Genomic DNA, 10,552 nt, shown 5'->3' with positions numbered 1-10,552 from the left:
GTCGGCGATCAGTTGGTCTTTAGTAAGAGCCATGTAGTGTTCCTTCCCTATCAAATTCATATGGATTGCAGAGTGCAGTGTCAGCCATCGAGCCCGATCTTCTGGATCTGGCACCCTCGGCGATAACCACGACGAGTCGGGTTATAGATACCGAAATCAGGGTTTGGTTCGACCTGACAAATGCTGATTGCACGCTTAACGCAGTGACTTCGCGTAAGACCGGGCAAAACTAGCACAGAGACGGGGAAATATCCGCCTCTAGCTACCCATTTGGTCAGGTTTATTGCTCTAAATCGGTAAAAAACTGCATAAGGGCCGCTACCCGCCCCGGATTTGCCCTTCACCCCGCGCCAAAACCAGTGGTTGCGGTACACTGGGCGCTTTTTCGGGGGAGCCTGCCCTCCTCCCTTCCAACAGCCGAGAAGCCCATGCCGATCCGTCATTGCATCGTCCACCTGATCGACAAAAAACCCGACGGCACGCCCGCAGTTCTGCACGCCCGTGACACGGAACTGGCCGAGTCTGCAGCCATCGAGAACATGCTCGCCGACCTCAACGAGAGCTATAACGCCAAACAGGGCAAAGCCTGGGGCCTGTTCCATCCGGAATCCGGTGCGTTCCCGTTCAGCGGCTGGCTGAAGGAGTACATGGAGGGCGGCCGCGACTTCACCGCGTTCAGCAAAGTCGCCGTCGAGCACCTGCAGAAGCTGATGGAAGAATCGAACCTGTCGGTCGGTGGCCACGTGCTGTTCGCCCACTACCAGCAAGGCATGACCGATTACCTGGCGATCGCCCTGCTGCACCACAGCGAAGGTGTGGCCGTCACCGATGAGCTGGACGTGACCCCGTCGCGCCACCTCGACCTCGGTCAGTTGCACTTGGCGGCGCGGATCAATGTTTCCGAGTGGCAGAACAACAAGCAGTCCAAGCAATACATTTCGTTTATCAAGGGCAAGAACGGTAAGAAGGTGTCGGAATACTTCCGCGATTTCATCGGCTGCCAGGAAGGCGTAGACGGCCCGGGCGAGACCCGCACCCTGCTCAAGGCTTTCAGCGACTTCGTCGAAAGCGAAGACCTGCCGGAAGACTCCGCCCGCGAGAAAACCAAGACTCTGGTGGATTACGCCAGCAGCCAGGCCAAGCTCGGCGAGCCGATGGGCCTGGAAGAGCTGTCGGAGCTGATCGACGAAGAACGCCCGAAAGCTTTTTACGATCACATCCGCAACAAGGACTACGGCCTGTCGCCAGAGATCCCGGCGGATAAGCGCACGCTTAACCAGTTCCGTCGCTTCACCGGCCGCGCCGAAGGCCTGTCGATCAGCTTTGAAGCGCACCTGCTGGGTTCGAAGATCGAGTACGACGAAGAGGCTGGCACCTTGGTGATCAAAGGCCTGCCGACTTCGCTGACCGATCAGCTGAAGCGCCGCAACTGATGCTGGGCAATGTGCTGAAGAAGGTCGCGCTGTTTCTGCTGGTGGTCGTGGTCTATCAGAACTGGGGCAAGATCGAGCGGGTGTTTAATCCGTCGCAGATGGTCGCGGAGCAGACGCGGGCTCAAGCCAATGTCGTGCTCTATGCCACCGACTGGTGTGGCTACTGCAAGCAGACCAAGCGCTTTCTCGACAGCAAGGGGATTCCTTTCAAGGAGTTCGATATCGAGAAGGATGCTGAAGCGCGCAAGGCGTATGAGGCATTGGGCGGGCGCGGGATTCCGTTGATTGACGTCAACGGGACATTGATTCGCGGGTTTGACCCGGACGAAATCCTCGCCGCCCTGAAATAACGCACTCCCCTGTGGCGAAGGGATTTATCCCCGATGGGCAGCAAAGCGGCCCCAGCTTTTCAGCCGCAATGCGCATTGACAGGATTAGCGCCTGCTGCGCAGCCGATCGGGGATAAATCCCCTCGCCACGATTGCTCCTCTCACCACCAGGTCAGATTCGACTTGCTGATCAGCGTGCTTCGATACGGAAGCCGAAGCGCGGGAAGTGCACATGCACCACACCGCCACGCTCGTCTTCACGGCGCAGGATCAGCTCTTCACGGCCGGCAAACAGCAACTCTCCCACCACCGGATCAACCCCGTAATCCGTCGCGGCAATCGCCACTTGCTGCCCAGCCTTGAAGCCGTTCGGATCGACGAACTGCTCATCCGGCAACGCCGCCGGTGTCGCATTACGCGCAACCTCCAACGCCTCTTCCGAGGTCATCTCGCTCGCCGCACCGTGGCCAAAACCCAGCACACGACCCAACCAGGCCGAAACAGCCGGATACTCATCCACCAGCGGCGCGGTCACGTGAGTCGCTTTGAGGAACCACAATGGATGCGCCAGCGCGAAGTCAGCAATCGACGGCTCACCAAACAGGAAGTCGCCCTGCTCGCGCTGCAACTGCTGCTCCAGGCGCGCCATGATCGTTGGCCATTGATGCTTGGCCTGTTCAGCCGACAGCCGGGTGGCACTGCCGCCACTGAACAGACCGGCACGGTCGGCAATGAACGCCTTGATCGCTTCCGGCGGCAGCTTGCCGAAACGGACCGCCACTGACTCAGGCTGAAACACCAGGCTGACCGCATGCTGGAACACCACCGAATCGGCCCACGCCGCGAAACTGGCGCTGGTCATTTCCTGACCTTCGGGGAAAAACGCCGGCAGGGCTTTTTCCTGCTCCAGACGACGGGCGATCAACGATGTGTCGCAGTAGATGTCGGCACCGATCTGCAGCACCGGGGTCTTGCGATAACCGCCGGTCAGGGCCGTCAGATCCGGCTTCGGCATCACCGGCGAGATATGCACCGAACGCCAGGACAAGCCTTTGAAACCCAACAGCAGGCGGGCCTTTTCGGCAAATGGGGAGGTCGGGTAGTGGTGCAGAATCAACTCGGACATGCTCGGCTCCGCCGCTCAGATAGTGAGTCGGCAGCTTAGCGTGCATTTACTTAGCAGCCTACAGATCTGGCTGATGGGAACCAATCAGTCAGATTGATAAGACGCGACCAGACATTCCTTGGCGCTCTTGCGCAGTTTTTTGATCAGCCGTTCCTGGCGCAGCGCGTCGCTCTTGTCTCGGCACAGCTCGGTGTAGACCAGCGCCATGGCCGGGCTGGAGAGGAAGAACCGTGCACCTTTGCCGCTCTGGTGCTTGGCGAAACGACGCACCGGGTCGTCACTGATCCCGCAATACAACGAGCCGTTGGCCGCACGAACGAGGTAGACGAACCAGGACTTGCTCACCGGTTCGGCAACATCGACAGATTTTTCGCTAAGGCTGGTCACTTCGGGATCAAGGCGTGTAGGAAACAGGCCGCGATCTTATCAGCGACCGGCCTGAAATGCCTTCAGTCCCTTCAGTGCCTGGGCACGGACGGCGTTGCGCACCAGTGGCGTCCAGCCCAGCAGCAGGCCTTTGAAACCCAGGGCCTGACGCGACCAGCGCCACAGATCGAAGTGGTCATGGTGTTCGCAGATCTTGCCGTCACGGAAGACGAAGCGCGCCTGGATATCGTTGATCACGACGTTGCCGGTCTGACTGAACAGATAAGTTGCCACCCAATGGGCGCCGCCGCTGCGCTCGTCGGCGCGGACGTTGTCGAAGGTCAGCGAGAAGTCTTTTGCCCGAGTGGTGAGCATGCGCCACATGTCGCCGGCATCGCGCCCGCGCAAATGGCCGAAGGCCGGATCGCTGAAGACCACGTCATCGGTGTAGCACGCGGCCATGCCTTCGGCATCGAGGCGCTGGAAGGCCTGGTAGAAGCGGGTGATCAGGGCGGCGTGGGCTTCGCTCATGGGCAAACTCCAGAAGATGGACAGATTGCCAGCACGATAAGCGGAAGACCGCAGAAACACTATCGGCATTCGCGCACCGAATATCAGCAACACACAGAACCACTGTAGGAGTGAGCCTGCTCGCGATAGCGGTGTGTCGGTCAACATTGCGCTGACTGACACACCGCTATCGCGAGCAGGCTCACTCCTACAATTTGAACCGTGTCAGATCTTTTCGCTTTGCACTTGCACGTACAACGCACGCCCGGCACCGAGGCCGGCAATGATCGCACCGGTACCAATAATGCCGAAGATCCAGCCCACCGCATTCCAGCCGCCAGTCCAGTCATGCACGATGCCGACCGCAAACGGCCCCATCGACGCCAGGGTGTAGCCAAAGCCTTGGGACATGCTCGACAGGTTCGCCGCGACGTGAGAATCCCGCGAGCGCAGCACGATCAGAGTCAGCGCCAGGCTGAACGTACCGCCTTGCCCCAGACCCAGCAGAATCGCCCAGCCCCACAGGCCTTCGATTGGCGCGTACAGGCAACCGAACAGGCCACCGAGGGTCAGCGCCATCACCACGACGATTGCCAGACGCTGATCCTTGCCGCGAGTCGCCAGCCACGGTGCGGCGAGCGAACTGGCGAGCTGGATGATCACCGAGCCGGACAGCACCAGACCCGCTTGAGTCGGCGTCAGACCACGACCGATGAGGATCGACGGCAACCAGCCGAACACGATGTAGGCCAGCGACGATTGCAGGCCCATGTACAAGGTCACCTGCCAGGCCAGCGGATCACGCAGCAGACCGCGCACGCGATAGGCGACATTGTGTGCACCGTGTTTCTGCCCGACTTGCGGCAGCCAGAACACCGCTGCCACCAGCGCTGGAATCACCCAGAAACCGAGCCCCATGGCCCAGCTGTGATCGAAATGTTCGCTCAACGGCACGCTCGAACCCGCCGCCATCGCCGCACCCAGACACAAGGCCATGGTGTAGACACCGGTCATGGTGCCGGCGTGTTTGGCGAAGTCGCGTTTTACGATGCCCGGCAGCAATACGCCGATGATGCCGATGCTCGCGCCGCCCAGCACGCTGCCGGCAAACAGACCGATTTCACCGAAGTTGCTGCGCAGGATAATGCCGCCCGCGAGTGTCAGCAGAATGCCCAACACTACGCGCTCGGCACCGAAGCGCCGCGCCAGAATCGGCGCCAGCGGGGCGAACAGCCCCAGGCACAGTACCGGCAGCGTGGTCAGCAAACCGGCCTGAGCGGCGGACAGACCGAGACTTTTCGAGACGTCACTGAGCAGCGGCGCCATGCTCGACAGCGCCGGACGCAGGTTCAGCGCCACCAGAATCAGCCCCAACAGCAGCAACCACGGGCGCCGCACCAACGGATGGCTTTGCTGCACCTCCTCGTCATCGGCCTCGGCATCGATCAGCAGCTCTTCAAGCTTCGGGGTTGTGGATATCTCACTGCGGGACATGGACTTCTCGGTTTCAAGGTTCATTGATCAACTGCCTGGATAAAGCTTTGGCCCGTTCCGGGTCACGTTGTTCGACCGCATCAAGCAACTCGATGTGCAAGTCGAACACTTCCTGACGGCGCGGGACGATGTTCAGGGTTTGGCGTAATTGCGCGCCGACGATGCTGGAGAAATAGCGATAGAGCTCGCTGAGGGTCGGGTTGTGCGCGGCATCGACCAAGCGGCGGTGGAACACCAGATCGCAAGCGATGTAAGTGTCGAGATCGCCGTGATAGTGGCTGCCGCTGGTGCCAAGCGCCTCACGCAATGCGGCGAGGTCCTCATCGGTGCGGCGCAATGCCGCCAGGCCAATGGCCTCGACTTCGAGGATGTGCCGGGTTTCCCGCGCCTGATCCAGCGAACACCTGGACAGCGCCTTGAGCGTGTCCATGGGATCGACGACTGCGCGCAAGTAACTGCCGTCGCCCTGACGGATGTCGATCAATCCGGAAAACGCCAATACGCGCATGGCTTCACGCACGGTGTTACGGCTGATGCCCAGCTCGGCGCACAGCTCGGGCTCGGTCGGCAACCGCTCGCCGACCTGCCAGGCACCACTGTTGATGCGCTGACGGAGCTGGTCCAAGGCCTGATCGACCAGAGATCGTTTGATGAGTGGAGAAATGTCTGACATAGGATTCGCCCTTTCATCCAATCATAGGATGAATTTTCCGACATGTTAGTCAGACCCACGTAGGACGGCAACCTCCTAGGGTCAATCGGAGACACATGGAGCGGGATTTTCGATTGGTCAAAATTACCCTTTAAGGGTAATTTTAGGGACAGGGTTTTGGCTTCTTATGGAAAAGAACACACCCCATTACGACTTGGCGGTGATCAAGGCTGAGGTGCGGCGGCTTGGAAGAAGGGCTTTCACCAGGAGCTCAGCAGAGTCCGGTGATCTTCTCGGCTTTAGCATCAGAGAGATGCAAGAAATCGTTTTCGAGCTGCAGAACAGGATGTTGTACAAGTCGATGACCAGCTATGACGATCATCGAGTCTGGCAGGACGTTTATCACACCCATTCACAAGATCTGGAGATTTACATCAAGGTGACATACCGCCCTGCCGGCGGCGCACCGGTAATCTCCTTCAAGGAGAAAAACCCATGAAAACCCGGCAATGTTTCAGCTGTGGTGCCCGTGAGGGAATGAGGCATTTCACGGGCCGATGCGAGACCCTGAGTGTCAAAGGCATGGAGCGCCGTGTAAATGATCTTGCCGGCTGGGAATGCCAGCAGTGCGACGAAGTCGAGTGGGATGATGATACCGATAGCGCGGAACGTTATACGAAAGCCGGCGATGAGCTGGTTATCGCCGCCAGACAAATGATCGGCGCCGAGATGAAACGTATTCGACGCAAATTGCACCTGACGCAAAAAGAGACGGTGCAACTGCTCTCCGGTGGCGGACATAACGCGTTCTCTCGCTACGAGCGCGGTGAGTTACTGCCACCCAAGGCGTTGGTACTGCTAATGCGTCTGCTGGATCGTTATCCCTACATGCTCGTCGATGTTCAGACGCTGGCAGAGGGCGCAGACCTGAGAGGTTTCAAGCACACCGTTCACAAAGAACACGAAACCCTGACCGTATCCTGACCCCACAAAAAACCAACCCGGCACAAGGCCGGGTTGGTTTTACGCACAAATCATCAATGCAATATCTGACTCAAGAACAACTTCGTCCGCTCATTCTGCGGATTGTCGAAGAAGTCATTCGGCGCCGCCTGCTCAACGATTTCGCCCTTGTCCATGAAGATCACACGGTTCGCCACGGTGCGGGCAAAGCCCATTTCGTGAGTCACGCAGAGCATGGTCATGCCGTCTTCGGCCAGACCGATCATGGTGTCCAGCACCTCTTTCACCATCTCCGGATCGAGCGCTGAAGTCGGTTCATCGAACAGCATGATTTTCGGTTTCATGCACAGTGCGCGGGCGATCGCCACACGCTGCTGCTGACCGCCGGACAGTTGCCCCGGGAATTTATGCGCCTGCTCCGGAATGCGTACGCGTTCCAGATAATGCATGGCGATTTCCTCGGCCTTGCGTTTGGGCATCTTGCGTACCCACATCGGCGCCAGGGTGCAGTTCTGCAAAATGGTCAGGTGCGGGAACAGGTTGAAGTGCTGGAACACCATGCCGACTTCGCGGCGGATCGCTTCGATCTGCTTGAGGTCGTTGGTCAGTTCCACACCATCGACCACAATGCGGCCCTGCTGGTGTTCTTCCAGACGATTGAGGCAACGAATCGTCGTGGATTTGCCGGAACCCGACGGGCCGCACAGGACGATACGCTCGCCCTGTTTGACGTTGAGGTTGATGTCTTTCAGCACGTGGAACTGGCCGTACCACTTGTTGACGCCCTGCATCTGAATAATGCCTTCAGGGCCCACTGGCTTTTTGCTTGCTTCGCTCATTTACAGAGAACTCCTAACGCTTGTGGCCAGTGTCGAGCTTGCGTTCCAGATGCATGGAATAGCGCGACATACCAAAACAGAAAATCCAGAACACCAGGGCGGCGAACACATAGCCTTCGGTGGCCATGCCCAGCCATTTCGGATCGGCAGCGGCTTGCTTGACGCTGTTGAGCAGGTCAAAGAGGCCGATGATGATCACCAGACTGGTGTCCTTGAACAGCGCAATGAAGGTGTTGACGATGCCGGGAATGACCAACTTCAGGGCTTGCGGCAGGATCACCAGGCCCATCGAACGCCAGTAACCGAGGCCCATCGCTGCAGCCGCTTCGTACTGACCCTTGGGGATCGCTTGCAGACCGCCGCGCACCACTTCGGCCACATAGGCCGACTGGAACAGGATCACGCCGATCAGCGCCCGCAGCAATTTGTCGAAGTTCATGCCTTCGGGCAGGAACAGCGGCAGCATCACCGAGGACATGAACAGCACCGTGATCAACGGCACGCCGCGCCAGAACTCGATGAAGGTCACGCAGACCACACGAATCGCCGGCATGTTCGAGCGTCGTCCCAGCGCCAGCACAATCCCCAGCGGCAGGGCGCCGGCGATACCGACAGTGGCGATCACCAGGGTCAGCATCAGGCCGCCCCATTGGCTGGTCGCCACGTTGGTCAGGCCGAAGCCGCCGTGCAGCAGGATGAAAGCAATGATCGGGTACAGCACCAGGAAACTCAGCCCGTATATCGCTTTACGCGGTACACGCGAGATAAACAAAGGCGCCGCGCCGATGACCGCCAGCCACACGGTCAGGTCCACGCGCCAGCGCAGTTCCGGCGGATAGTAGCCGTACATGAACTGGCCGAAGCGCTGCTGAATGAATACCCAGCAGGCGCCTTCCTTGGTGCAGTCGGCGCGGGTGGTGCCGACCCAGTTGGCATCGACAATCGCCCAGCTGAGGATCGGTGGCACCACGAGATAGATCAGGTAGAACGCAAACAGGGTCAACAGGGTGTTGAGCCAGCTGGAGAACATGTTCGCGCGCATCCACGCCACCACGCCGATGCTGCTGTTCGGTGGGGGCATGTCGGGTTTGAAAGTATGAGTACTCATGCGCTTTTCCTTACCGCTCGATCAGCGCAATGCGCTTGTTGTACCAGTTCATCAGCAGGGAAATGCTGATACTGATCGCCAGGTAAACGCTCATGGTGATCGCAATCACCTCGATCGCCTGACCGGTCTGGTTGAGTACCGTGCCGGCGAACAGCGAGACCATTTCCGGGTAACCGATACCGGCCGCCAGCGAGGAGTTTTTCGCAAGGTTCAGGTATTGGCTGGTCAGCGGCGGAATGATCACGCGCAGGGCTTGCGGGATGATCACCTTGCGCAGGGTCGGGCCGTTGCGCAGACCTAGGGAACGGGCCGCTTCGGTCTGGCCGTGGCTGACCGACTTGATCCCCGAACGGACGATCTCGGCGATAAACGCTGCCGTGTAAACGGTCAGGGCCAGGGTCAACGCGAGCAGTTCCGGGATCAGCACCCAGCCACCGACGAAGTTGAAGCCCTGCAACTTGGGCATTTCCCAGTGCAGCGGTGCGCCGAAGATCAGTGCGCACAAGGTCGGGATCAGCAACATGATCGCCAGCCCCGTCCAGAACTTGTGGAACGGTACGCCGGTTTCTTCAAAGCGCTTGTTGGCCCAACGGCACATCAGCACGGTCGCGATGATCGCCACCACGACGCTGCCGAAAAAAGCCCAGAAGCCATCAGCCATCAGCGCCGCCGGCATGTTCAGGCCACGGCTGCTGACGAAGAAGGTGTCGCCGAAGTTATGGCTGTTGCGCGGCCCCGGCATGGTCAGGAACACCGCGAAGTACCAGAACAGGATTTGCAGCAGCGGCGGAATGTTGCGGAAAACTTCCACGTACACCGTCGCCAGTTTGCTGATGATCCAGTTCTGCGACAGCCGCGCCACGCCGATGATGAAACCGAGAATCGTCGCCAGAATCACGCCGATCACTGTCACCAACAGGGTGTTGAGCAAACCGATGACAAAGACGCGGGCATAGCTGTCCGCTTCCGTGTAGTCGATCAGGTGTTGAGCGATGCCGAACCCGGCACTGCGCTCCAGAAAGCCGAAACCGGAGGTAATGCCCCGGTGCTGAAGGTTGGTTTGCGTGTTGTCGAACAGGTACCAGCCCAGCGAGACCACCGCCACAACGGTGATGATCTGGAATAGCCACGCACGCACTCGTGGATCGCTGAGGCTGAGCCTCTGCTTTGGTGCGCCGATTGAATTTTGCATGAAGTGCCCCGCAAGAAATGGAACAGAACATCACCCGGCGGTTGGCCCGCCGGGTGATAGAACCATTAGCGCACTGGTGGTGCGTACTGAATGCCGCCGTTGTTCCACAGGGCGTTCAGGCCACGGTCGATTTCCAGCGGAGTGCTCTTGCCGAGGTTTTTCTCGAAGATTTCGCCGTAGTTGCCGACTTGTTTGACGATCTGCACGACCCAGTCCTTCGGCAGTTTCAGGTCCTTGCCGTACTCGCCGTCAGCACCGAGCATACGGGCGACGTCCGGGTTCTTGGTCGACTTGGCTTCAGCTTCGACGTTCTTCGAGGTGATGCCGGCTTCCTCGGTGTTGAGCAGCGCGTAGCCGACCCAACGGACGATGGCCAGCCACTCGTCGTCGCCGTTACGTACGACCGGGCCCAGTGGTTCTTTGGAAATGGTTTCCGGCAGAACCACGTAGTCCTTCGGCGAAGCCAGCTTGCTGCGCTGGGCGAACAGTTGCGATTTGTCGGAGGTCAGCACGTCGCAACGACCGGATTCCAGCGACTTG

12 protein-coding genes and 1 pseudogene are annotated in these 10,552 nt (G+C 59.2%); 4 read left to right on the top strand and 9 right to left on the bottom strand.

What is annotated here, in order from left to right; all coding sequences use genetic code 11:
• Positions 1–428 precede the first annotated feature (428 nt).
• A complete protein-coding gene (gene yejK, locus ACIONG_RS20315; protein WP_103305217.1) occupies positions 429–1,433 on the top strand; it encodes a nucleoid-associated protein YejK in 1,005 nt (334 codons plus the stop codon).
• Positions 1,433–1,783 (top strand): glutaredoxin family protein, encoded by a 351-nt coding sequence (locus ACIONG_RS20310; protein WP_401302320.1) that lies wholly within the window; start codon positions 1,433–1,435, stop codon positions 1,781–1,783. Before yejK ends, ACIONG_RS20310 begins: the two co-directional genes overlap by 1 nt.
• A gap of 169 nt (positions 1,784–1,952) precedes the next feature.
• Here ACIONG_RS20310 and ACIONG_RS20305 read toward each other — a convergent pair whose 3' ends face one another.
• The 5 genes from ACIONG_RS20305 to ACIONG_RS20285 all read right to left on the bottom strand — a co-directional run bounded on the left by ACIONG_RS20305 (position 1,953) and on the right by ACIONG_RS20285 (position 5,931).
• Positions 1,953–2,888: a glutathione S-transferase family protein gene (locus tag ACIONG_RS20305; protein WP_401302318.1), complete on the bottom strand. Its 936-nt coding sequence runs from the start codon at positions 2,886–2,888 to the stop codon at positions 1,953–1,955.
• Positions 2,889–2,972: 84 nt separating this feature from the next.
• Positions 2,973–3,275 carry a GIY-YIG nuclease family protein gene (locus tag ACIONG_RS20300; RefSeq protein WP_008083651.1) on the bottom strand — a complete coding sequence of 101 codons (303 nt, stop codon included), beginning with the start codon at positions 3,273–3,275 and terminating at the stop codon, positions 2,973–2,975.
• Between the two features lie 39 nt (positions 3,276–3,314).
• Positions 3,315–3,785 carry a nuclear transport factor 2 family protein gene (locus ACIONG_RS20295; protein WP_401302316.1) on the bottom strand — a complete coding sequence of 157 codons (471 nt, stop codon included), beginning with the start codon at positions 3,783–3,785 and terminating at the stop codon, positions 3,315–3,317.
• A gap of 204 nt (positions 3,786–3,989) precedes the next feature.
• Positions 3,990–5,282: a CynX/NimT family MFS transporter gene (locus ACIONG_RS20290; protein ID WP_103305214.1), complete on the bottom strand. Its 1,293-nt coding sequence runs from the start codon at positions 5,280–5,282 to the stop codon at positions 3,990–3,992.
• A complete protein-coding gene (locus tag ACIONG_RS20285; protein WP_103305213.1) occupies positions 5,272–5,931 on the bottom strand; it encodes a FadR/GntR family transcriptional regulator in 660 nt (219 codons plus the stop codon). Before ACIONG_RS20285 ends, ACIONG_RS20290 begins: the two co-directional genes overlap by 11 nt.
• A gap of 166 nt (positions 5,932–6,097) precedes the next feature.
• Between ACIONG_RS20285 and ACIONG_RS20280 the strand changes: the two genes are divergently transcribed.
• Together ACIONG_RS20280 and ACIONG_RS20275 are read left to right on the top strand one after the other, a co-directional pair.
• The gene (locus ACIONG_RS20280; RefSeq protein ID WP_401302313.1) at positions 6,098–6,409 is read left to right on the top strand and encodes a type II toxin-antitoxin system MqsR family toxin; all 312 of its coding nucleotides are present in this window, start codon (positions 6,098–6,100) and stop codon (positions 6,407–6,409) included.
• A complete protein-coding gene (locus ACIONG_RS20275) occupies positions 6,406–6,894 on the top strand; it encodes a type II toxin-antitoxin system MqsA family antitoxin (protein ID WP_401302311.1) in 489 nt (162 codons plus the stop codon). The genes ACIONG_RS20280 and ACIONG_RS20275 overlap by 4 nt, the downstream gene beginning before the upstream one ends.
• Before the next feature lie 53 nt (positions 6,895–6,947).
• Here the strand turns inward: ACIONG_RS20275 and ACIONG_RS20270 are convergent, their stop codons facing one another.
• From ACIONG_RS20270 to ACIONG_RS20255, 4 genes and pseudogenes are all read right to left on the bottom strand, one after another.
• Complete coding sequence (locus ACIONG_RS20270) at positions 6,948–7,712, bottom strand: amino acid ABC transporter ATP-binding protein (protein WP_103305210.1); 765 nt, start codon at positions 7,710–7,712, stop codon at positions 6,948–6,950.
• A 13-nt stretch (positions 7,713–7,725) separates the two neighbouring features.
• Positions 7,726–8,820: an amino acid ABC transporter permease gene (locus ACIONG_RS20265; RefSeq protein WP_103305209.1), complete on the bottom strand. Its 1,095-nt coding sequence runs from the start codon at positions 8,818–8,820 to the stop codon at positions 7,726–7,728.
• 10 nt (positions 8,821–8,830) lie between these two features.
• Positions 8,831–10,012 carry an amino acid ABC transporter permease gene (locus ACIONG_RS20260; protein ID WP_315446447.1) on the bottom strand — a complete coding sequence of 394 codons (1,182 nt, stop codon included), beginning with the start codon at positions 10,010–10,012 and terminating at the stop codon, positions 8,831–8,833.
• 65 nt (positions 10,013–10,077) lie between these two features.
• Positions 10,078–10,552, bottom strand: a pseudogene (locus ACIONG_RS20255) (amino acid ABC transporter substrate-binding protein); the annotation flags it as partial.

This window comes from Pseudomonas sp. NPDC087817 (assembly GCF_044742875.1).
Taxonomy (GTDB): domain Bacteria; phylum Pseudomonadota; class Gammaproteobacteria; order Pseudomonadales; family Pseudomonadaceae; genus Aquipseudomonas.
This window is presented reverse-complemented; position numbering and strand designations above follow the sequence as displayed.